This is a genomic window from Mesorhizobium sp. M7D.F.Ca.US.004.01.2.1, assembly GCF_003997785.1.
GTDB lineage: Bacteria > Pseudomonadota > Alphaproteobacteria > Rhizobiales > Rhizobiaceae > Mesorhizobium > Mesorhizobium loti.
Genome location: NZ_RZRQ01000070.1, coordinates 1 through 22,381 on the forward strand (window position 1 = coordinate 1; position 22,381 = coordinate 22,381).

21 protein-coding genes are annotated in these 22,381 nt (G+C 63.9%); 10 read left to right on the plus strand and 11 right to left on the minus strand.

Going from position 1 to position 22,381, the window contains the following annotated elements:
* Positions 1-302: 302 nt before the first annotated feature.
* From EN993_RS12710 to EN993_RS12745, 8 genes are read left to right on the plus strand one after another with little or no spacing between them, the layout of a single operon-like run.
* A complete protein-coding gene (locus EN993_RS12710; RefSeq protein WP_109661032.1) occupies positions 303-746 on the plus strand; it encodes an SRPBCC family protein in 444 nt (147 codons plus the stop codon).
* A gap of 13 nt (positions 747-759) precedes the next feature.
* Positions 760-1,554, plus strand: coding sequence for an FAD binding domain-containing protein (locus tag EN993_RS12715; RefSeq protein ID WP_127263422.1), 795 nt, complete (start codon positions 760-762; stop codon positions 1,552-1,554).
* 60 nt (positions 1,555-1,614) lie between these two features.
* Positions 1,615-2,097 (plus strand): (2Fe-2S)-binding protein, encoded by a 483-nt coding sequence (locus EN993_RS12720; protein ID WP_127263424.1) that lies wholly within the window; start codon positions 1,615-1,617, stop codon positions 2,095-2,097.
* Positions 2,098-2,110: 13 nt separating this feature from the next.
* Positions 2,111-3,478: a xanthine dehydrogenase family protein molybdopterin-binding subunit gene (locus EN993_RS38325; RefSeq protein WP_127263426.1), complete on the plus strand. Its 1,368-nt coding sequence runs from the start codon at positions 2,111-2,113 to the stop codon at positions 3,476-3,478.
* Between the two features lies 1 nt (position 3,479).
* A complete protein-coding gene (locus tag EN993_RS38330) occupies positions 3,480-4,484 on the plus strand; it encodes a molybdopterin cofactor-binding domain-containing protein (protein ID WP_109661024.1) in 1,005 nt (334 codons plus the stop codon).
* Between the two features lie 8 nt (positions 4,485-4,492).
* A complete protein-coding gene (locus tag EN993_RS12735; protein WP_127263428.1) occupies positions 4,493-5,374 on the plus strand; it encodes a MoxR family ATPase in 882 nt (293 codons plus the stop codon).
* Between the two features lie 5 nt (positions 5,375-5,379).
* Positions 5,380-6,498 carry a VWA domain-containing protein gene (locus tag EN993_RS12740; protein WP_348629885.1) on the plus strand — a complete coding sequence of 373 codons (1,119 nt, stop codon included), beginning with the start codon at positions 5,380-5,382 and terminating at the stop codon, positions 6,496-6,498.
* Positions 6,498-7,385 (plus strand): amidohydrolase, encoded by an 888-nt coding sequence (locus EN993_RS12745; protein WP_164757645.1) that lies wholly within the window; start codon positions 6,498-6,500, stop codon positions 7,383-7,385. Before EN993_RS12740 ends, EN993_RS12745 begins: the two co-directional genes overlap by 1 nt.
* A 13-nt stretch (positions 7,386-7,398) precedes the next feature.
* On the opposite strand, the gene EN993_RS12750 is transcribed toward EN993_RS12745, so the two are convergent.
* The 7 genes from EN993_RS12750 to EN993_RS12780 form a co-directional block, all read right to left on the minus strand.
* Complete coding sequence (locus tag EN993_RS12750; protein ID WP_109661016.1) at positions 7,399-7,806, minus strand: carboxymuconolactone decarboxylase family protein; 408 nt, start codon at positions 7,804-7,806, stop codon at positions 7,399-7,401.
* A 218-nt stretch (positions 7,807-8,024) separates the two neighbouring features.
* Entirely contained in the window at positions 8,025-9,521 is a 1,497-nt protein-coding gene (locus EN993_RS12755; RefSeq protein ID WP_127263441.1) for a sugar ABC transporter ATP-binding protein, read from the minus strand.
* A complete protein-coding gene (locus EN993_RS12760) occupies positions 9,521-10,576 on the minus strand; it encodes a hypothetical protein (protein WP_127263443.1) in 1,056 nt (351 codons plus the stop codon). The genes EN993_RS12755 and EN993_RS12760 overlap by 1 nt, the downstream gene beginning before the upstream one ends.
* Entirely contained in the window at positions 10,573-12,696 is a 2,124-nt protein-coding gene (locus EN993_RS12765) for an SMP-30/gluconolactonase/LRE family protein (protein ID WP_127263445.1), read from the minus strand. The genes EN993_RS12760 and EN993_RS12765 overlap by 4 nt, the downstream gene beginning before the upstream one ends.
* A gap of 82 nt (positions 12,697-12,778) precedes the next feature.
* Complete coding sequence (locus EN993_RS12770; RefSeq protein ID WP_109661007.1) at positions 12,779-13,807, minus strand: sugar ABC transporter substrate-binding protein; 1,029 nt, start codon at positions 13,805-13,807, stop codon at positions 12,779-12,781.
* A gap of 62 nt (positions 13,808-13,869) precedes the next feature.
* The gene (locus EN993_RS12775) at positions 13,870-14,856 is read right to left on the minus strand and encodes an ABC transporter permease (protein ID WP_126069648.1); all 987 of its coding nucleotides are present in this window, start codon (positions 14,854-14,856) and stop codon (positions 13,870-13,872) included.
* Positions 14,857-15,127: 271 nt separating this feature from the next.
* Positions 15,128-16,561: a DHA2 family efflux MFS transporter permease subunit gene (locus tag EN993_RS12780; RefSeq protein WP_127263447.1), complete on the minus strand. Its 1,434-nt coding sequence runs from the start codon at positions 16,559-16,561 to the stop codon at positions 15,128-15,130.
* Between the two features lie 121 nt (positions 16,562-16,682).
* Here EN993_RS12780 and EN993_RS12785 point away from each other — a divergent pair, with 121 nt between their 5' ends.
* Positions 16,683-17,684 (plus strand): ornithine cyclodeaminase family protein, encoded by a 1,002-nt coding sequence (locus EN993_RS12785; RefSeq protein WP_109661001.1) that lies wholly within the window; start codon positions 16,683-16,685, stop codon positions 17,682-17,684.
* Complete coding sequence (hutH, locus tag EN993_RS12790) at positions 17,681-19,162, plus strand: histidine ammonia-lyase (protein WP_127263449.1); 1,482 nt, start codon at positions 17,681-17,683, stop codon at positions 19,160-19,162. Before EN993_RS12785 ends, hutH begins: the two co-directional genes overlap by 4 nt.
* A gap of 9 nt (positions 19,163-19,171) precedes the next feature.
* On the opposite strand, the gene purU is transcribed toward hutH, so the two are convergent.
* From purU to EN993_RS12810, 4 genes are read right to left on the minus strand one after another with little or no spacing between them, the layout of a single operon-like run.
* Positions 19,172-20,053, minus strand: coding sequence for a formyltetrahydrofolate deformylase (gene purU, locus EN993_RS12795; RefSeq protein WP_127263451.1), 882 nt, complete (start codon positions 20,051-20,053; stop codon positions 19,172-19,174).
* On the minus strand, positions 20,050-20,850 hold the full coding sequence (locus EN993_RS12800; protein ID WP_127263452.1) for a 3-methyl-2-oxobutanoate hydroxymethyltransferase: 801 nt from the start codon (positions 20,848-20,850) through the stop codon (positions 20,050-20,052). Before EN993_RS12800 ends, purU begins: the two co-directional genes overlap by 4 nt.
* A gap of 33 nt (positions 20,851-20,883) precedes the next feature.
* Positions 20,884-21,198, minus strand: coding sequence for a MocE family 2Fe-2S type ferredoxin (locus tag EN993_RS12805; protein ID WP_109660992.1), 315 nt, complete (start codon positions 21,196-21,198; stop codon positions 20,884-20,886).
* A gap of 17 nt (positions 21,199-21,215) precedes the next feature.
* Complete coding sequence (locus EN993_RS12810; RefSeq protein ID WP_127263454.1) at positions 21,216-22,337, minus strand: fatty acid desaturase family protein; 1,122 nt, start codon at positions 22,335-22,337, stop codon at positions 21,216-21,218.
* Positions 22,338-22,381: the final 44 nt, after the last annotated feature.

Sequence of the window (22,381 nt, forward strand, 5' to 3'; positions counted from 1 at the left end):
AAGCTACCTCTCGCGGCGCATCCACCTGGCTAGAAAGGGGCGGTCTATAGCACCGCCCCTTTCTAGCCAGGTGGATGCGCCGCGAGAGGTAGCTTGGCGCAAAACAGAGCCAGCAGCCTACAATCGCTGCTGGCAAACGGCGCAATCAAAGGCTTGATGCATCTTGAAGGGTGGCAAGGAAAGAAATCCGGAGGTCGACCCTTTTTCAGACTCCTTGATACGCGCTCAAGACGCATTGATAAGCGCCGTTGAAGTGGCCGGCCTACCCTTGCACCGGATCGTTTTTGCAAGGGAAGATTTGAATGGCCAAAGTCACCATCTCCAGCGTCATCGACGCGCCGGTCGAAAAGGTCTGGGCGCGCATACGCGACTTCAACGGACTGCCAGGCTGGCATCCGCGCATGGTCGAAAGCCATATCGAGGACGGCAAGGACGCCTCGACGATCGGCAGCGTGCGCAACTTCCAGCTCGCCAGCGGCGCTCGCATCCGTGAAAAACTGCTCGACTTCTCCGATCAGAATTTCCTCGTCAGCTATTCCATCCTGGAGACGCCGCAGCCGCTTACCAATCACAAGGCAACGCTGCAGTTGCGGCGTGTCACCGATGGCGACCGCACCTATGCCGAATGGACCGCCAGTTTCGATGCCGCGCCCGAGGAAGCCGACAAGCTGGCCGAGGGCATGGGCACCAATGTCTTCCAGGGCGGCTTCAACGCGCTGAAAAGCCATTTCGCCGGCCAGAGCTGACAGGAGCCAAGCCATGGCGCTAGCACTGCAGACTTTCGCAACGGTGAAGGACGCCAACGCGGCGCTAAAAGCCGCTGGCACACGCTATCTCGGTGGCGGCACGCTTGTGGTCCGCGCGGCCAATGAAGGCGATGTTTCGGTTTCCGGCCTTATCAGGTCGACCGAGCCGTCTCTGTCCACCATCGCTGTTGCCGGCGACAAAGTCCGCATCGGCGCTTCGGTGACCATGGCGGCGATCGCCCGCCATCCGGACCTCGGCGCACTTGCCAAGGCCGCCCGCGCCGTCGGTGGCCCGGCGATCCGCAACATGGCGACCGTCGGCGGCAATCTGTTTGCCCCGGCTCCCTATGGCGATTTCGCTGTTGCCCTGCTGGCGCTCGACGCCATTGTCGGCCCCGATGACGGCGAAACGCCGATCGAGATTTTTCTGGCCAAACGGGACGGCAGCCGCACCATCGTCACTTCCGTGAGCTTCACGCTTCCGAAGGCCGACAGTTTCCGCTTCCTGAAAGTGTCGAGGGTCAAGCCCAAGGGCGTCTCGGTGCTCAGCATCGCCAGCGTTCTGGAACGGGCGCCGGACGGCACCGTGTCTTCGGCACGGATTGCACTTGGCTGCATGGCCGATCGGCCAATGCGCGCCATAGCAGCCGAAAAAGCGCTGACCGGTCGTAGCTTGACCAAGGACAGCATCGCGCCGGCTTTAGCCGCAGCCAGTGATGGCACTTCGCCCATCACCGATCCGATTGCCAGCGCCTGGTATCGCGCTGAAGTCCTGCCGGTTCATCTCGGCCGGCTGCTGCTCGCATAATATGTCGTTCGGGGGCGCGCGTCTGTCCGAAAGTTCGGGCAGGCGCGCTGGGAGGAAAACATGGCAAAGGTTCCGGTTCAATTCACGCTCAACGGCTCGGAAAGGGCCGAATTCGTCGACAGCGGCACGACGCTGCTGCACGCCTTGCGCGACAAGATCGGCGACACCTCGCCGAAAGGCGGCTGCCATCAGGGCACTTGCGGTGCCTGTTCGGTCATCATCGACGGCGAACTCCGGCTCTCCTGCCTGACACTGGCCGAGACCTGCAACGGGGCGACCATCAGCACGACATCAGGCCTTTCGGAAAGCGGCGTCTTGCATCCCTTGCAGCGCGCCTTCCTCGACACGTTCGCCACGCAATGCGGCTTCTGCACGCCGGGCATGATCATGGCGGCCAAGGTGCTGCTCGACCACACGCCCAACCCCAGCCGCGAGGAGGTGGTCGAGGCGCTGTCGGGCAACATCTGCCGCTGCACTGGCTACGAGCCGATCATCCAGGCGGTGCTGACCGCCGCGCGGTCCAACTCGCAGAACGCGGCTTGAGGGGACAAAAAGAATGCAACTGCGCAAGAGCTACTTCGCCGATGTCCGCAAGGATGACCTGCACGAGATCGGCCAGCCAAGGCCGCGCTCGGATTCGCCCGGCCATGTCACCGGCAAGACCACCTTTTTCGCCGACCGCAATTTCCCCGGCATGCTGCACCTGAAGATGGTGCGCAGCCCGCATCACCATGCCCGCATCCGCTCGATCGACCCGTCGGAAGCGGAAAAGCATCCGGGTGTGGTGAAAATTCTGACCGCCAAGGACGTGCCGCACAACGTCTACACCATCCTGATCCTGATTCAGATCGGGCCGGAGGACGAGACCGTGCTGGCCGACGGCAAGGTGCGCTGGAAGGGCGAGGCCGTGGTGGCGGTGCTGGCCGAGACCGAGCGCGCGGCACAAGAGGCCGCCGCCAAGGTCAAGGTCGACTACGAAGTGTTGCCTGCCGTCTTCGATATGGAAGAGGCGCTGAAACCAGGCGCGCCGCTGGTCAACGAATATCACGGCCAGAATTACTACCTCTATGACAGCGGCGAGTGCCGCAAGGTGCGCTTCGGCGATGTCGAGGCGGGCTTCGCCGGCGCCGACCATGTGCTGGAGCAGAGCTACCAGTCCTCGCCGATCGAACACGCGCCGACCGAGACCACCGGTTGCGTCGTGGCGCCCGAGGGCAATGACCGCTTCACCTGCTACACCAACACGCAGGCGATGTTCTTCACCCTCGACAACACCTCGATCATTCTGCAGATGCCCGGCAGCAAATTGCATTTCGTCGGCGGCACCGTCGGCGGCGGCTTTGGCGGCAAGGTCGACGTGATCGTCGAGCCCATCGCCATCCTCGGCGCAAAATTAACCGGGCGACCGGTCTGTTTCATCTACAGCCGCGAGGAGGAGATGCAGATATCGTCACCCCGCGCGGCCGAAAAGGTCGTCATCAAGGACGGCGTCATGAGCGACGGCCGCATCGTCGCGCGCAAGGTCACTGGCTATACCGATGCCGGCGCCTATTCGCGCCACTCGCCCTATGGCGCGCAGAAGGGTGCGGGGCACTATCCCGGCCCCTACACCATCCCCAACGTCTGGATCGACACCTACTGCGTCTACACCAACCGCACGCCCTCCTCCGCCATGCGCGGCTTCGGCGTCACCATCGGCGACTTCGCGCTGGAGGTGCAGATGGACAAGCTGGCGCGGCTGATCGGCATGGACCCGCTCGAATTCCGCTTCATCAACGCCTATCGCGACGGCGACATGAAGGCGCATCGCCAGCCGACCGAGGGTGCGGCGCTGATCGAATGCATGCAGGAAGCCTCGCGCGCCGCCAACTGGCCGGTGGCGGAAAAATTCATGGCGATGTCCTCCTACGTGAAGGGAGCTTGAGATGGCGATCCGGCGTGGACGCGGCGTCGCCGCCATCAACTACCCCACAGGCATGAACCTCGGCGGCGACCCGACGCAGGCGCTGGTGCATTCGACGCCGACCGGCAATTTCATGGTGACGCTGTCATCGGTCGATCTCGGCCAGGGCATGAAGCAGATCATGGCGCAAATCTGCGCCGAGACGATCGGCGTGCCGACCGACCGCGTCGTCGTCGACACTGCCGACACCGACACGGGCCCGCACTGCATGGGCACCTTCGCCTCGCGCGGCACGCACCGCGCCGGCAACGCCGTCATCCAGGCGGCCAGGGAAGCCCGCCAGGTGATGCTGGAAGTGGCCGCCGAGGAGCTGGAGGTGAATGCCTCCGACCTCGAAACCGACGGCCAGGGCAACATCCTGGTCAAGGGCGCGCCGCAGAAATCGATCTCGATCTTCGATGTCGCGCTGTCGGCACATTTCAAGCGCGGCCGCTCGATTTCCGGCCGCGGCATGTTCCTGATCCCGCGCTCCTATCCGGAGAAGGAAACCGGTGCGATGAAGCCATCGACCTGCTACGCGCATGCCTGCACCGTGGCCGAGGTCGAGGTCGACGACGAGACCGGCGAAGTCACAGTACTGACGGTCAAGAACGTCTTCGAGATCGGCCGTGCGCTGAACCCGAAAATGGTTGAGCAGCAGCTGGTTGGTGGCTCCTGGATGGGCATCAGCCACGCACTCTACGAGACGACCGAGCCCTACTATCCCAACCGGGACCATGGCGGCACCGACTTCAACCAGTATCTCATGCCCGGCCCCGGCGACCTCGCCGAGACCGAAATCATCGTGCTGGAGCGTCCCTCCGCCGACGGCCCCTATGGCGCCAAAGGACCGGGCGAAATGTGCGCCAACCCGCAAATCCCCGCCGTCGCCAATGCCGTCTTCGACGCCATCGGCGTGCGCATCGACACGCTGCCGATCACGCCCGAACGGATCTTGCGCGCGCTGAAGGCGCAAGCGGCGAACTGAGGGCTGCAATGACTTTGACAAGCGCCGAGACTGTCGCGACCTCGCCGGAGGCGGTGGCGCAGCACCTTGCCGCCTCACGCTATCTGGCGGATGAAAGCCTTTCGACCGCCATCTTCCTGGCAATCCGGCTGGGCAAGCCGCTGCTGCTCGAAGGCGCACCGGGCGTCGGCAAGACGGAAGCGGCCAAGGCGATCGCCGAGCTGCTCGGCCGCGATCTGGTGCGGTTGCAATGCTATGAAGGCATCGACGCCGCGCACGCGCTCTACGAATGGAACTACCAGCGGCAACTACTCGCCATCCGCCATGCCGGCGAGCATGAAATCGACATCTATGACGACCGTTTCCTGATCGCCCGGCCGCTGTTGCAGGTGCTGAAGGCACCCGAGCAGCGCGTGCTGCTGGTCGACGAGATCGATCGCTCGGACCACGAATTCGAAGCGCTGCTCTTGGAATTCCTCTCCGACTTCCAGATCAGCATTCCCGAGCGCGGCACCATCCGCGCCACGGCACAGCCGATCGTCATCCTGACCTCGAACCGCACCCGCGAGTTGGCCGAAGCGCTGCGCCGCCGCTGCGTCTATCACTGGATCGGCTATCCCGACGCGGAGCGCGAGGCCGCCATCATCATGCTGCGCGCCGGCAATGTGGCCGAGGCTACGGCGCGCGCCGTGGCGGCAGCCGTGCAGTCCATCCGCGCTCGCCCGCTGGCCAAGCCGCCCGGTATCGCCGAGGCAGTCGAATGGGCCAATGCCGCGACCATTCTGGAAAAAGGCGGCAGCCCATGGCCGGAAGCCTTCCGCCGCGCCATCGGCGTGCTGATCAAGGACGAGGAAGACCTCTTTTACATCGCGCCGGAGCTTGGCCGGATCGTCGAGGAGGCGCTGGCGTGAGCGCGTTGCCTCGCGCGGCCACGCCCTTGCTCGGCTTCGGCCGGCTGCTGCGCCGCTACGGCTTTGCCATAGCATCCGAGCAGGTCTCCGGCTTCATGCAGGCGGTGACATTGCTCGGGCCGCGCTCGATGGCCGACATCCGCCAGGCGGCGCTTGCGACGCTGGCGCCGCCGCCCGACCGCCGCGACGAATTCGAGGCGCATTTCCAGAACCATTTTTATGGCAACACATCCGCCGTGGTCGAAGGCGACGCCGACGAGGAAACCCGCATCAAGGATGATGGCGGCGCGAGCCAGGAACAGATCGAGGTGATAAGCCAGCAAGAAGGCGGCGAACTCTCTTCCGGCGCCGAACAGTTGAGCACCCGCGACTTCCAGCGCGACGATGACGGCCTTGCCGCCTTCCGCCGCAAGCTGGCATCCGCCCTGCCCGCCCGCCGCTCCTTCCGCACCGTGCGCACACATTCGCGCGGCAAGCTCGACCTGCGCCGCTCACTGCGCGAAATCGTCAGCGCCGATGGCGATGTGCCCTCGCCGCTGCTGCGCCGCCGCCAGACCGTGCCACGCAAGCTGCTGATCCTGATCGACGTCTCCGGCTCGATGAAGCTGCACACCGCGGACTATCTCAAGCTGGCGCATGCCGCCGTGCAAGGCGCGGACCGCGCCGAGATCTTCACCTTCGGTACGCGGCTGACCCGCATCACATCGGCGCTGCGCATCCGCGATCGCGACCAGGCGTTGGCGCGTGCCGCGGCCCAGGTCGACGACTGGGACGGCGGCACCCGTATGGGGCCGACGCTGCTCGCTTTCCTGTCGGTGCCGCGCTTCTCCGCCTTCGCGCGCGGTGCCGCCGTCGTCATCCTGTCCGACGCGCTGGAGCGCGGCGACCATGCCGAGTTGGAAACAGCCATGCGTCGGCTGAGCGCCCGCGCCTTCCGGCTGTCGCTGGCGACGCCGCTGGCCGGCGATCCGCGCTTCCGGCCGGCAACGGCGGCACTTCGTGCCATCCTGCCTGACCTCGACGATCTCGTCGACGGCTCATCGCTTGCCGGCCTCACCGATTTCATCCTGTCGCTCGCCCGCCCAGCCCCAACGGCGGCGACAATCTGGAAAGGGGTCTCGTGATGCAAAAAACAATCGACGCGCATTTCCACATCTGGCGCCAAAAGGATCAGCCCTGGCTGGTCGGCCCGATGGTGCCGCGCATTTTCGGCCCCTACGAGCCGATCCGCCGCGACTACCCGATCGAGGAGTTTCTGGCCGATCAAAAAGGCGCAGGCGTCGAGAAGGCCGTCTATGTCCAGACCAACTGGGCCAAGGAGGATTTCGAGAAGGAAGTCGCCTTCCTGCAGAAGACCGCTGACGAGACCGGCTGGCCGCATGCCATCGTCGGCTACACCGACATGACCGTCGACGATATCAGGCCCCAGGTCGATCGCTTGAAAAAATATCCGCTGCTGCGCGGCGTGCGCATGCAGCTGCACTGGCACGAGACGCCGGCCTTCCGCTTCGCCGCCTCGGCCGACCAGGTCATCGATCCCAAGGTACGCGCCAATGTGGCGCGGCTCAAGGACTATGGCCTGGCCTTCGATCTGCAGCTCTTCCCTGCCCAGATGAAGGACGGCCTGACGCTGGTCGGTGAAAACCCGGAGACCAACTTCATCCTCACCCACGCCGGCATGCTGACCGGCATCGAGCCGGAGACCACCGAAGCCTGGAAGGAGGGCCTGCGCACGCTGTCGGCAGCGCCCAATTTCTACGCCAAGCTGTCCGGCCTCGGCACCTTCGTCCATCGCAACGACCCGGCGCTGATCGCCTATATCGTCGACAACGCGATCGACATCCTGGGCGCTGACCATCTGATGTTCGGCTCGAACTTCCCGATCGAGAAATTGTGGACCAGCCACGCCGAGCTGATCAGGGCGCACCGCGATGCAGTGGCCAAGCACGGCACGGCGGCGGAGGCGGATATCTTCTGGAACACGGCGGAGAAGGTTTACCGGCCGGTGTGAGGGCTAAAACCTGTCACTTGACCTCGAATTGCGGATCGACCGGGATCTGCATCGCGGTCACCAGATGATTGGTCTGGCCGGCGAGCCCGATGATCGACACCAGCTCGCCATGCTGCGCATCGGTCATGCCTTTCGCCCGCGCTGCCGCCGTGTGCGAGTGGACGCAGTAGGAGCAACCATTGGCGGTCGACACCGCGATGTAGATCATCTCCTTGGTCAGCGGATCGATGGCGCTGTCAGCGACCATCACCACCTTCAGCTGTTCCCAGATCCGTTTCAGCGCCGGCGGATCATTGGCCAGCCCGCGCCAGAAATTGTTGACGAAATCGGATTTGCGCGTCGCACGGATGTCGTCGAAGACGGCCTTCACGGCCGGGATCTTTTCCACCTCGGCATCGCTGAGAAGTCTTGTGGTGGCCATAACGTTTTCCTTCGTTGGATCGTTGCGTGAATTGAATCAGGTCTTGAGCAATTGCGGCCAATCCACTCGTCCGATTCACTTTTCCAGCGCCGGCGTCGAGATTCGGGTCAGGCCGAGTCGAAAATGGTGGGTTCCGAGAACCGGAGCGGAGCGTACTTTTCGTACGTGAGCACCGGAAGCGCAGGAAACCGCCATTTGCAGGCCGGCCTCACCCGAATCTAGTGCACCGCCGCGTACATGATCTTCTCCTCTGTGGCCTCCGCCGGCGAAAACTCCTCCACAATACGCCCTTGCCTACAGACAAGAATCCGGTCGGACAGGTTCATGATCTCCGGCAGGTAGGACGAGATGACGACGACGGCGAGGCCCTCATCGGCCAGCCGGTTGATGATTTGATGGATCTCGGCGATCGCGCCGACATCGACGCCGCGCGTCGGTTCGTCGAAGATGACGATGCGCGGCTTCTGCACCAGTCCCTTGCCGATCACCACCTTTTGCTGGTTGCCGCCGGACAGTTCGACCACGCGCGCATTGTCGTTGATCGCCTTGATGTTCAGTGTCTTCGTCCATTCGGCCGACAGCACGCGCATTTCCTGCGCATTGATCACCCAGGCCTTTTCGCGGCCTGCCGCCAGCAGTCCGCCGAACAGGTTCTCGGCAATGCCCATCGTCTCGAAAATGCCCTCGCTCTTGCGGTCCTCGGTGACGTAGACGATGCCGTCGGCCACCGCTTCGCTCGGCACGAGATAGCGCACTGGTCTGTCATCCAGTTCGATGGCGCCACCGCGCAGAAAATCGCGTTTGTAGATGCCGGAAACGATCTTGAAGGTCTCGGTGCGGCCGGAGCCGATCAGCCCGAACACGCCGGTGATCTGGCCCTCGAAGATCGAGAAGGACGTGTTGCGTACGACATTGCTCATCGAGATGTCCTGCACCGACAACACCTTCCGGCCCGCCTTGCGCAGCTTGGCCTCGTCGCGCTGCCGGTAGATCTGCCCTGACAATGTGCGCCCGACCATTGCGGAAACGATCCGGTCGCGGTCGAAGGCAGATGTATCGTCGGTGATGACAAGCTCGCCATCGCGCAAAATGGTGATGCGGTCGGCGATATCGAGCGCTTCTTCCAGCGCGTGGCTGATGAAAACGATTGAAACGCCGCTCGCCTTCAGCCGGCGGATCAGCGCGAAGAAATGGCGCTTCTCCTCCGGCGTCAGCGTCGCCGTCGGCTCGTCGAAGATGATGATATCGGCATTGTGGTGCACCGCGCGCGCGATCTCGACCATCTGCCGCTTGGCCGCGCCCAGCGTCGCCACCATGGCGTTGGGGTCGACGGGAAAATTCAGCGACTGCAGGAATTGTTGGGCCGAGATGTAGGTGCCGCGCAGCCGGTTGAGGAACTTTTCGGTGCCAAGATAGAGGTTCTGCGCCACCGTCATCGACGGCACCAGGCTGGTCTCCTGGAACACCATGGCGATGCCGGCTTCAAGTGCTGCGTGCGGCGAGGCGTAGGCGATCTCCCGGCCCTTGTGGAACATCTTGCCTGAGGTGGCGTCGACCACGCCGGCGATGATCTTGGTCAGCGTCGATTTGCCAGCACCATTTTCGCCGAGCAGCGCGTGGATCTCGCCCTTGCGCAGTTCAAAACTGACGTTCTTCACCGCGGGCACGCCGCGATAGTTCTTGGTGACGTTCTCCAGACGGACGATCGGTTCCATCAGAAACCTCCCGATGCGAGGTCGATGGCCAGCACGCAGTCGCCGCCCCTGGAGGCGATGAACAGAAGGCCATCCTTCTCGGCGACACTGCAGATGCCGTGACGCGTGCCGTTGGCGCGGCTGTGCAGGCTGAATTGCGGCTGCATCTTCTGGTCGAGCCTGACCACTAGCCCGTAGGAGCGGCTCGGCGACCATGGCTTGTGGATGCCCATGGTGCGGATGCCGCCGCATTGCAGCGGCTCGAGGAAGCTGCGACTGGATGCCAGCGCCGGCGCGATCCAGTAGGCAGGCGGCACTTGGCTCAGCATATCCTGCCGGTAATGCGTTTCCTGCAGCACGAATTCGATCAGCCGGTTGCGCGGCGCAAACAGGGTCAGCCACGCGCCGCCATCGGCGGACGGCGACAGCCGCGCGGGATAACCAGGCAGATGCGCAAGAATCGTCGAACGGTTGCCCGTCGCGCCATCGAAGCGGACGAGCTGGTGACGCCAGCTTTCGCTGACCAGCACATCCCTGCCGACTGAGTGCAGCCCATAAGGAAAGGCAATGTCGCTGGCGACCTTGTGGAAATCACCGCCCGCCGCATCCCGCTTCCAAAGCGAACCAGTAGCACCCTTCTTCATCAGATCGGCGGCCCATTGCGAAGGCGCGTGCTCGGCCGAACCATTGGCCAGCCACAGCGTGCCATCGTCGGCATAGGCAAGCGCGGTGATGCAGCGAATCTCGGCCGGCAGCGAAACCTCCTTGCCGGAGATCAACAGCTTGCCGCTCTCCAACCCGACCGTCAGTTCGCTCAATGGCGACAGCGCCAGCGCCGTGACGGGCGACGAAAAGGTCTCGACCACGGTTGGAGTCGCGCCGGCAGCAACTGAGTAGATGGCGTTGCCGCTGGAGGCCAGCAGCCTGTCACCGAAGACCAGCAGATTGTCCGGCTCGGTCAGTTCGGCGAAAGCCGGCGCATCATCCAGCCGCGTGTTGGGCCGAAAAGCGCCGTCGAGCGGCGGGATGGTGACCGCCTTGCCACGAAACAGGTCGAGCACAGGATCGAGGATCATGGCTTTGCCCCCCAGTAGGAAGCGGGACTTGTCCAGTTCGGGTCGGCGCCTGAAATCTTGTAGCGGCCGATGCGGTTGTTGAGGATGCCGCCGACGAAGAGATATCCCTTGTGCTCGCGCATCGACGTGACCATCGGGTGCGCGCCGCCAGTGAGATCGCCCATCGCCTCGACGATGCCGCCCTTCTCGTTGAATTTCACCACACCGCCGGTGTTGATGTTGGGAAACAGCCATTCATCCTGCGGCAGGCGGCGCGTCATGCGCTTGCGCATGTCGGGGTGGCGCAGCGACAGGTCGAAGCTCGGCGTGCGCATACCGAGCCACGCCATCCAGTAATTGCCGTCGGAAGCGCGGTTGATGTTGTCGGGATAGCCCGGCATGTCACGGATGACGCATTCAGCGGTGCCGGCCTTCGGCCCTTCCAGCCAGTAGCGATGCACCCGGCAGGCCCAGCTTTCGGCGAAGAACAGCGACTTGCCGTCATGCGCCATGCACACACCGTTGGTGTAGCGATAGCCGTCGAGCAACGTCCTGGTCGACCCGTCCTTCGGGTCGTAGACCAGCAGCCTGCCGGTGGCGCGGTTCTCGATCGAGTCCAGTGCCCAGTCATGGGCGTCATAGCGCTTGGTCGAGTCGGTGAAATAGATGCGGCCGTCCGGCGCGATGTCGCAATCGTTGGGGTCGCGCAGCCGCGCATCGTCGACGATCGAGGTCCACGAACGCGATGTCTCCGCCGACAGGCGTTTGACCTCCCGATCCGGCGAGACCGAATAGAGCCCCATGGCGCCGACGCAGCTGATCAGATTGCCGGACTTGTCGAAGGCGAGACCGAGCGGAAAGCCGCCGATATGGGCAAACACTTCCGACCTGACATAATCCGGCGCGAAGAAACGGACGATTTCGCCGTGACGCGTGCCGCAATAGAGATTGTCGTCGCGGTCGAGAATGACATCTTCCGGCCCCTCCAGCTCGCCAAGCCCGATAGGGTCGGCGGCCGACAGCCGGTTGTCGAGCTCGTATGATGTGCCCGAGCCGGGTGCGGCCGACTGTGTCTCGCCCATCTTCAGATAGACCGGTGCGACATAGACTTCGTTCAGCACCTTGTGGCGGTTCTTCAGCCAGCGGATGTCGATGGTCACCGCCACCGCCAGCATGATGCCCAGCACCATCTGGTTGGTGCCGGTGCCGTAACCCAGCCGGATCAGCCCATTGGTCATGGTCAGCACAATGATGGCGCCCATCAGCCCCTTGATCACCGAGCCGCGTCCGCCGCCAAGGCTGACACCGCCGACCACCGCCGCCGTCAGCGCCATGATCTCGAGATTGAGGCCGGTGCCCGGCCCTGCCCCGCTCAACCGGCAAGCGATGAGGAAGCCGCCGATCGAGGCGCAGAAACCGGAGAAGACATAGGTCATGAACACCGTGCGGCGCACGCGGATGCCGGCATTGTGCGCCGAGCGCCTCGAGCCGCCGACCGCCAGCACATGCCAGCCCGGCCGCGAGCGCGTCAGCGCGATATGGGTGACGATGGCCAGGATGATCGCCAGCCACACCGAGACCGACAGCCCCCAGAAGGTGCTGTCGCCGATGAAATCCAGCACATCGGAAGTCGCGTCGGAGAGCTGCACATCGGCGGCATAGGTGGTGACCAGGATGTCGAACAGCGCTCGCCCGAAGATGAAGGTAACCAGCGTGGTGAGAAAGGCGCGCAACCTGAGATAGCCGACGAGGTAGCCGTTGATGGCGCCGAAGACGAGGCCGGTGGCGAGCGACGCGGCCAGCGCCAGCCAGATCGACTGTTCGAGGATGAAGAAGACGTAGACGGCGGAGAAGCAGGATAGTGCGAAGATCGAGCCGACCGACAGGTCGATGCCGCCGCCCAGCATCACCACCGTCATGCCGGTGACCACCATCGAGAATTCGCCGAGCTGGCGGGTCGATTCCTGCAGCGCCGTCAGCTTGAAGAAGCCGGGAATGACCGAGCCGAAGGTCGCCAATGTCACCACCAGCGCCAGGAACGGAATGGCGTTGTCGGTCCAGCGTTTGGTCAGTATCTCGCCGACGACATGGTCGGGCACGAGATTGTAGCGCCAGGACTGGAGGCGTTCGCGAAAGGACATCGGCTGCTGCTATTCCATGAGGGAACGAGGTGACCGGATCCTTCCGGCCACCTCGCTTATACTTCAGTCGAAAAAGTGCGGCTTACTTTGCCGCCGCCGCTTCGGCCTGCAGCGCCTTCAGGTCCCAGCAGCTATCGGGCTTGAGGTCGGCCTTGGTCGTCGCCTTCTCCAGCGTGTAGATGTAGGTGTGCGAGGTGCCGGCCGGCTGGCCGCTCTGCAGCAGGAACTTGATGATGGCGTTCATGTCACCCGACTGGCGGGCAAGATCGGTCATCACCACGGCGCCATAGGTGCCGTCCTGCAGCTTGTCGCAATCGGCCGCCTTCTCGCCGCCGCCGGTGGTGACCAGGAACACCTTGCCGTCGAGCTTGGCGTCGCGGATCGCGGCGGACGCGCCGGTGGCGTCACCATCCCAGAAGTCGATGATCGAGCAGATATCCGGATTCTGCTGCAGCATCGTCGTCGTCACGTTGCGCGAGGTCGTCGCGTCCCAGTTGGAGTCGGGCTTGGCCACGACCTTGAAGTCGGGATGCTTGTCCAGCACCTTCATGATGCCGGCATACTGGTAGAGGCTGGAAGAGTTGGCCTGGTCGCCCTGCACGAGGCCGATCTTCTTCGACGAGTTTTCGCCGCAGCCCTTGATAGCCGCTTCGGCCTCGAGCTGGCCAAGCCGGTCCCAGTCGCTGCCGACAAAGGCGTCGGCAGGGAAATTGGCGGGATTGTCGACCAGGATGACGTAGGTGCCGGCGGCTTGCGCCTTCTTCATCAGCTTGGAATAGGAGTTGAGGTCGGGTGCATGGATGATCAGCACGTCCGGCCTGGTGTCCGACGAGATGGCGTCGGTGATCGCCTGCGCACCGGCATCGACCACCCAGTTCGGGTCGCGCGTCTCGAACGTGCCGCCCCAGGCCTCGACTTCCTTCTTCAGGTAATGCGCCCAGCCCTGCGCCAGGTCGAAGCCCATCGCCAGCGGCACCAGCATCACGCGCTTGCCCTTGAGCGCCTGCGCGTAAGCCGCCGGACCCGGATCGTCGGCGGCGAAGGTTGGCACCACGAAGGCGGTGACGGCGAGCGCCGTGGCGGCAGCCATCAATGTCCTGATGAATTTCATGTCAGATCCTCTCGTTTCGATTTTCATTGCCGGCCGATCGGGATGGATCGGACCGGGTACCCCTAAATATCGCCTTGCTGGGCGGTCTGCTCGTCACGTGGATTGATGATGCCGTCGACGATGATGGCCCCCAGCAGTATCGCTGCCTTGATCAGGTTCTGGTAGAGCAGCGGAATGTCGATGATGGTCATGGCGTTGAGCAGGATGCCGATCAGCGCCGCACCGACCAGCACGTTGCGCACCCCACCGCGCCCGCCGGACAGGCCGATGCCGCCGATCACCGCCACCAGCACGATGTCGTAGAGCAGCGTCGAATTGACGACGCGGGTGTTGATCGAATGCAGGCTCGCCGCCGTCAGCAGGCCGGCGATCAGTGCGACGAAGGCGGAAAGCACGTAGCGCAGCACCAGCATCGGCCGCACAGGGATGCCGATGTTGCGGGCGGCCACCGGATTGTCGCCGGCGAAATAGATGTAGCGGCCCCATTTGGTGTAGCGCAGGAACAGGAAGAACAGGAACGCCAGGCCGGCGAACACGAACACCTCGATGGGAATATCGAGGAAGCGCAGGCCGCCGAGCAGCTCGACCCAGTGGCCCTGCGGCACCGGCACGGCATCCTGCGTGATCAGTTGCGAGCGCACATAGCCGAAGACGAAGGAGCCGGTGGCCAGCGTCACGAAGATCGCCGGCACATCGGCATAGGCGACGAGAAAGCCGTTCAGCAGCCCGATCGCCAGCACGCCGGCCAGCACATAGGCGAAGGCCAGCCCATCCGGCGTGCCCGAGTTCAGCAGTTGCAGATACCAGGCGACCGACATCGCCATGATCGCTACGGCGGAGAGGTCGATGCCGCGGCCGATGATGACGACGGCCATGCCAAGCGCCAGGATGCCGAGCACCGACACGGAGCGGACGATGGCGACAAGGTTGTTGGCATCGATGAAGCCAGGCAGGCCGATGGCAGCGGCAACGAACAGCACCACCGCGATGGCAAAGACAATGCCTTCCTGATTCAGGCTCCTGAAATTCGGCCAGCCGATCGTGTTCATGTCTGCGTTTGCCCCGATGGCAGCGCTGCCATCCCTGGGAAAGAAAGCTAATCGGCTCAGCGCCGGTTCGTCAAATGAATCCGCGTTCAGAACCCGGGCTGGCAACGATATTCACCGAGTGGACGCATCGATTGCCGAAGCTGGTGCAATGCCCGGAAAAGCCTGCACTTTTGGCAATTGATTGCGCCATTGCGACCACTCGCGAAAGTGCTGCACCAAGGCGAAAGGACAAGACGGAATTTATCTCCGCATCAGGCAGGAAGAATCGATCTCAATTCCCCGGCGCGTGGCCGGAAACCTCGGCGCCCGCACCCGGCGGCAGCGCGAGAAAACGCAACGCCGCCACCAGCCCGATGGCGCCGATCGCCAGGAAGGCGATTCGAAAATCCACGAGGTCGAGGGCCGGCCGGCCCCTGGCGATCTGCGACAGATTGAGAACCGCCGCCGCCACCGCGACGCCGAACAGCATCGCCACCTGCTGCAGCATCGAGGACAGCGTCGCCGCCGAGCTGCGTTGCGCCGCATCGATATCGGCGAAGGCCAGTGTGTTGAGTGCGGTGAACTGCATCGAGCGCGACAGGCCGGCGATCAGCATCAGCGCCACCACCAGCGCTTGCGGCGTTTGCGGCGAGATTGCAGCGCAAGCCATGATCGCCGCCGAGGCGATCAGGCCGTTGACGACCAGCACCGAGCGGAAGCCGAAGCGGCGCAGCATCGGCGTCGTCACCGTCTTCATGCCGAGGTTGCCGAGGAAATAGGCGAGGATCATCATGCCGGCGTCGACAGGGCTCAGGCCAAAACCGACCTGGAACAGCAGCGGCAACAGGAATGGCGTGGCGTTGATCGCCACCCGGAAAATGGTACCGGCGGCCAGCGTCGAGATGGCGAAGGTCAGCACCTTGAACGAGGAGAGATCGAGCAGCGGATGCGGCGCGCGCCGGAGATGCCGCACCGCCAGCCAGCCGATGACGATGCCGGCTGCGATCAGCAACACCGTCGGCAGGATACCGTCTTCGGGATGCGCGATGCGTTCGAGGCCATAGAGCAGCAAAGCAAGTCCCGCTGATGTCAGGAAAAAACCCGGCCAGTCGAGCGGTTTGGGGTCGGCCTCGCGATCGCCCGGAATGAAGCGGGCGACCAGCGCCAGTCCGATCACACCGAGGGGGATGTTGATGAAGAAATTCCAATGCCAGGACAGATAGGTGGTGATGAAGCCGCCAAGCACCGGCCCGACCACTGGCGCAAACAGCGCCGGCCAGGTGATCAGTGCCGTGGCGTTCAGCAGCTCCGACTTCGACGCGTTACGCAGGACGAGAATGCGCCCGACCGGCGTCATCAGCGCGCTGCCGAGCCCTTGCACGACACGTGCGGCGACGAACTGGGTCAGGTTTTGCGAGAAGCCGCAGGCAAGCGAGGCCAGCGTGAACAGGACGATCGCCAGCAGGAAGATGTTGCGCGCGCCGAACCGGTCGGCAAGCCAGCCCGACAGCGGCACGAACACCGCCATGGTCAGCATGTAGACGGTGATGCCGATGCTCATCGCCACCGCCGACACGCCGAAGGACTCCCCCATCTGAGGCAGCGAGGTCGAGATGATCGTCGAATCCAGCAGCTGCATAAAGAAGGCGATGGCGACGATCAGCGCCACGCGCCGCGCATTGGTGGCCGTTTCGGGTAAGGCTTCGGTATCGGGAATGGCAGTCATGACGGAACCGGTTTGAACAGCATTTGGCCGGCCGCGTCCAGAGACGGCGCAACAAACTTTCGTGTCGCGCGGCGGCCTGCTATGGGATGAACGGGGTGGCCGAGGAAAGTGTACGCGTAAAATGAAGCCCATCTATATCGACTACCTCAATGCCCTCGACATCGATGCCCTTGCGATGACCGATGGTGAAATCATTGCCGCCGTCGAGGCTGGCCTGGTGGCGCAAGGCAACGGCCAGACGGTGATCGAGCCGCGTGTCCATCTCGAGCCGGACCCTTCCTTCCACGGCCATTTCAATGTTTTGCGTGGCTACGTCGCGCCGCTCGACACCGCCGGCGTCAAGATCGTCGGCGACTATGTCGACAATTATCTGCACGGGCTGCCTTCCGAATTCGGTATCCTCAATCTGTTCGACCCGCGCACCGGCACACCGCGCGCCATCCTCGACGCCACCGTCATCACCGACATGCGCACCGGCGCCGTCACCGCCATCGGCGCCAAACATCTGGCACGCAAGAATTCCAAGGTGCTGGCCCATATCGGCGCGCGCGGCACCGCCTACTGGAACGTGCGCCTGCTCGACCATCTCTTCGACTTCGACGAGATCCGCGTCCATTCGCGCCGCCCGGAAAGCCGCGACGGTTTTGCCGCCAAACTCTCCGCCGATCTCGGCAAGACGGTGACGGCGGTGGCCGACTGGAAGAGCTGCATCGAGGGCGCCGACATCGTCGTCGAGGCCTCGCGGCTGCCGGAGCCGCAGCCATTGCTGAAGACCGAATGGATCAAGCCCGGCGCGCTGGTCGTGCCCTATGGCACGATGAGTGCGGTCGAACTGTCGCTGACCGACATCATGCAGAAAATGGTTGTCGACGATTGGGGCCAGTGCAAGGGCGGCAAGTTCGGCTCGCTGCGCGCCCATGTCGAGACCGGGCGGCTGAGCGAGAAGACGCTGCATGCCGAGCTCGGCCAGATTGCCGCAGGCCTCAAGGCTGGGCGCGAGAACGACGACGAAACGATCCTGTTCTGGCACCGCGGCCTGTCGCTGTCCGACATCGCACTGGGAAAGGCGATGCTGGCCAAGGCGCAGGCGCAAGGCATAGGCCAGAGACTGCGCTTCGCATGACCGCGCTCGTCCTCACCGGAACCAGCGTTGGCGTTGGCGATGTTGCTGCGGTCGCCCGCGATGGTCGCAAGGTGGAGATCGGACCCGATGTCATCGGCAGGCTGCAAAAGGCACGAAAAGTGCTCGACCAGGCCGCAGCGTCGGGCCAGCAGATATATGGCCTGAACACCGGGCTCGGCGCCAATCTCGGCACGTCAGTGGAAGGCGATGCCAGCACCTTCCAGCGCCAGTTGCTGGAGGGCCGCAGCGGCGCGGTCGGCGAAGCGCTGCCGGTCGAGGCCGTGCGGGCAACCATGGTCGCGCGTGCAGCGATGCTGTCAGCCGGAGGCTCCGGCCTTTCGCCTTCCGTCTTCGTCGCTTTGGTCGACGCACTCAATGCCGGCGTCCATCCCGTCATGCCGTCGCTCGGCTCGATCGGCGCCGGTGATCTGGTGTTGATGACAGCACTCGCCCGCATGCTCACCGGCGAAGGCGAAGCAGACTATCAGGGCCGTCGCATGCCGGCGGCCAAGGCGTTGATGATGGCGCGCCTCGCCCCCATCAGCCTGGCGCCCAAGGACGGCCTGTCGTTGATCAACGCCTCGGCGGTGTCCGCCGGCAGCGGCGCACTTGCGGTGACGGATGCGCTGTCCGCCCTTGCCCAGCAACAGCAGGCCGGCGCGCTGACCATGGAAGGTTTTGGTGCCAACCGCACCATCCTCGACCCGCGCCTGCATATGGCGCGTCCTGCGGCCGGTCAGCAGAAAGCAGCCAAGGCACTGCACGAGCTGCTCGTCCGAGACGAGGCGCCGGCGCCGACCACCTTGCAGGATCCGCTGTCGATCCGTTGCATGCCGTCAATCCACGGCGCGCTGATCGAGGCGATCGGCCAGGCGAGACATGCTGTCGAGATCGAGCTGAACGCCGCCGCCGACAACCCGCTGGTGCTGGGCGACGACGAGCTGGTACTGTCGACCGGCAATTTCCACACGGCGTCACTGGCGCTCGCCTTCGAGACGCTCGGCCTGGCGATCGCCCAATGTGCCGCCGCAAGCGCTGCCCGCTTCATCCAGCTTACCGGTTCAGGCCGCAACCGCCTGCCGAAATATCTGTCGCCGGTCGGCGGCGCCTCCGCCGGCTTCGTGCCGTTGCAGAAGACGGCGACGTCGATCCTTGCCGCCATCCGCCACAAGGCCAATCCTGTCATGCTCGACTTCCTGGCCGTGTCGGAAGGCGTCGAGGATCACGCCACGCAGACACCTCTCGCGGTCGCGAAATGCGCCGGGATGATCGCGCTGTGGCGCCGCGTGATCGCTTTCGAGCTGATGGCCGCCGCCCAGGCGGTCGACCTGCGCGACGGTTTCACGCCGGCGCCACGCACCGCCGCGATTCACACGGCAATCCGTGCACTCGTCCCGACGCTGAAGGAGGACCGGCCGCTCGGCATCGACGCCGAGGCACTCTACGCCGCGCTCGCCGGCGGGAGCTGGCCGACCTGACGCGGCTTCTCAGAAGACGACGGTCTTGTGGCCGTTGAGCATGACGCGGGCTTCAAGATGCAACTTGACGGCGCGCGCCAGAACCCGGCTTTCGATGTCGCGCCCGACAGCGACGAAGTCCTCGGCGCTCATCGCATGGGTGACGCGTTCGGTCTCCTGATCGATGATCGGGCCCTCGTCGAGGTCGGAGGTGACATAATGCGCGGTCGCACCGATCAGCTTGACGCCGCGGTCGAAAGCCTGGTGGTAGGGCTTGGCGCCCTTGAAGCTTGGCAGGAAGGAATGGTGGATGTTGATCGCCCGTCCGAACAGCCGGTCCGACAGGCTCTTCGAAAAGACCTGCATGTAGCGCGCCAGGATGACCAGTTCGGCCCCCGTCCGCTGCACCAGGTCCAGCAGCTTCTGTTCCTGTTCGGCCTTGTTTTCCCTGGTGGTCGGCCAATGGTGGTAGGCAATGCCCTCCAGCTCGGCGAAGCGTCGGGCATCCTCGTGATTGGAGACGACGGCGGCAACCTCCGCGTTCAGCCAGCCGACCCTGATCTGGTACAGCAGGTGGAGAAGCGCGTGGTCGAACTTGGAGACCATGACGATGATCTTCGGGCCGCGTCCCTGATCGACCAGCGCGGTCTTCATGCCGAAGCGATCGACGCTTGATTTCAGGGCCCGCTCCAGGCTGTCCTTGGTCGAGCCTGGCGGGCTGATGAAGGCGATCCGCATGAAAAAGCGATTGGTCTGCCGGTCCCAGAACTGGCTGCTTTCGGCGATGTTGGCGCCGTTCGCGGCAAGCTCCGCCGTGACGGCGGCGACGATCCCCGGCCGGTCCTCGCAGGAAAGGGTAAGAATATGAACCGGCGCGGCCTCGCCCGTCGCATCATTGTCTTGAGATTTCACGCCCCGTCGACCCTCTTCATGAACAGGCTGAGCTCAGCCGGGTCCATATGCACCACATGCTTGTCTTCGGGATAGGCCAGGCTGTTGACATCGGCAACATATTCCGAGAACGCGGCGATGCGCTCGGCCTGCAAACGATCAAATTCGGCGGCGAAGTTGCGGTAGACCTTGGAGTGGCGCGGCATGTGGCCACGGTTCTGGCCGAGGATGTCGTCGGCGAACAGATACTGCGCGTCGCAGCCGGTGCCCGCCCCCATCGACAGCATGATCAGCGACGTGCGTTCCGAGATCGCCTTGGCCACCTCGACCGGCACCACTTCGATCTCGGCGCCGATGGCGCCGGCGGCCTCCAGCTGCTTGACCGCCGCGAAGACCTCCATGGCAGTGTCGGCGGTCTTGCCGACAGCCTTGAAGCCACCGGTCCAGGTCGCGCGGGAAGGAATAAGGCCGACATGGCCGATGACCGGAATGGCATCGTCCGCCATCCGCTTGATCGTGGCGTAGCCGGCGCTGCAATAGACCGCGTCGGCGCCGGCCTTGTAGAGCCGGAAGGCCCAGCGCAGGAAATCGTCCGATGTGCCGATCTCGTAGAAATTATCACCCGGCATGGTGAACAGGCTGGGTGCTGCGTCGCGGTACTCAGGGTTGAGCACCAGCTCGGGCGGCACCGAGACGATATCGACCCCTGCCCGTTCGGCAGCCTCGGCCTCGTCCATCGTCAGCACGCGCAGCATGGTCAGCTGGCGCTTGCCCTTCATGGCGCGCAAATCCGCGACGGTCGGTCTTTTTCGGCTCATCTAGGGGTCCCCTCTGTTACGTGCTGCGGCTGGTCAGCCGATCTGGATCATCACTTTGCCAGCCTCGACCTTCACCGGATAGGTCGCGAGATTGACGCAGACCGGTGCGCCCTTGGCGGCGCCTGTCTTGTAGTTGAAACGGCCATTGTGCTTGGGACATTCGATGATGTCGTCCATCACCAGCCCATCGGCCAGATGCGCCTTCTCGTGCGTGCAGTACCCGTCGGTGGCGAAGTACTCGTCATCCGGACTGCGATAAATGGCGAAGGTTCGGCCGCCATGATCGAAGCGGATGACGTCCTCTTCCTCGACATCATCGACGCCACACGCTTCAACCCAGTCGGCCATCTGTTTCTCCCGCAACTCTATTCCGCCGCCGCCGGCACGGTCAGCGCGTGGAACTCGTCCCGGTATGGTTTGGCCGTCGGCGGCAGCTCGCGCTTGAGGAAATAATCCTCGTACTGGAGCTGCTTGATGAGCACCGGCCAGACCTCGCGATAGGCATGCCACATCGACGGATTGGGCTCCGGCAGATCGTGCTTGATCAAGTCGTGCAGTCTCGGCAGCGCGTGATAGGGCACCATCGGGAACATGTGATGTTCGACATGGTAGTTCATGTTCCAATAGATGAAGCGGCTGATCGGGTTCATGTAGACGGTGCGGGTGTTCAGCCGGTGGTCGGTGACGTTGTCGGCCAGCCCGATATGCTGCAGCAGGCCGGTCAGCACCATGTGCCAGCTGCCATAGAGGCGCGGCAGGCCGATCAGCACCAGCGGCAGGAATGACCAGAGGTACAGCGCCAGCGCGATCGCCGCGACATAGATGCCGAGATGCCAGCGCGCGGCGGTGACCACCTTGCGCAGCTCCATCTCGGGGATGAAACTCCTTTCATCGGGCGAGATGCTGCCGAAGGCATTGCGCACCAGCGTCGGCAGCGAATAGCGGAAATCGAGAACGCCCGTGAAGGCGAGTGCCGCGCGCAGCAGGTCCGGCGGGCGCATCACGGCGATCTCGGCGTCGCGGCCGACGATGATCGTGTCCGTGTGGTGGCGGGCATGGCTCCAGCGCCACGTCACCGGATTGCGCATCAGCATGAAGCTGGCGATCTGGTAGACGACATCGTTCATCCAGCGGGTGCGGAAGGCGGTGCCATGGCCGCATTCATGCCAGCGCGAGTCGCTGGACGAGCCGTAGAGCACGCCATAGACGAGCAGGAACGGCACCACCCACCACGTACCCCAGAACCAGATGATGCCGGCGGCAGAACCCAAAATGGCAACGATCCAGATGATCGTGTCGCGGATCGCCGGCCCGTCGGAGCGCTGCATCAGCTCCTTCATCGCCTTGCGCGCGACATCGGTGTGATACCATTCGGCGGAGGCCAACCCGGTCTCGATCGCAAGCCGAGTGCTTTCGCCGACCAGGCTGTAGTCGCGCTTTTTCTCCATCACATCGACCTCCGATTTCCGGCCCGCCAGCCGGAGCATTCGTTTCGCATCATGCCCTGCCCGCCAATCCCGGAAAGCTGCCC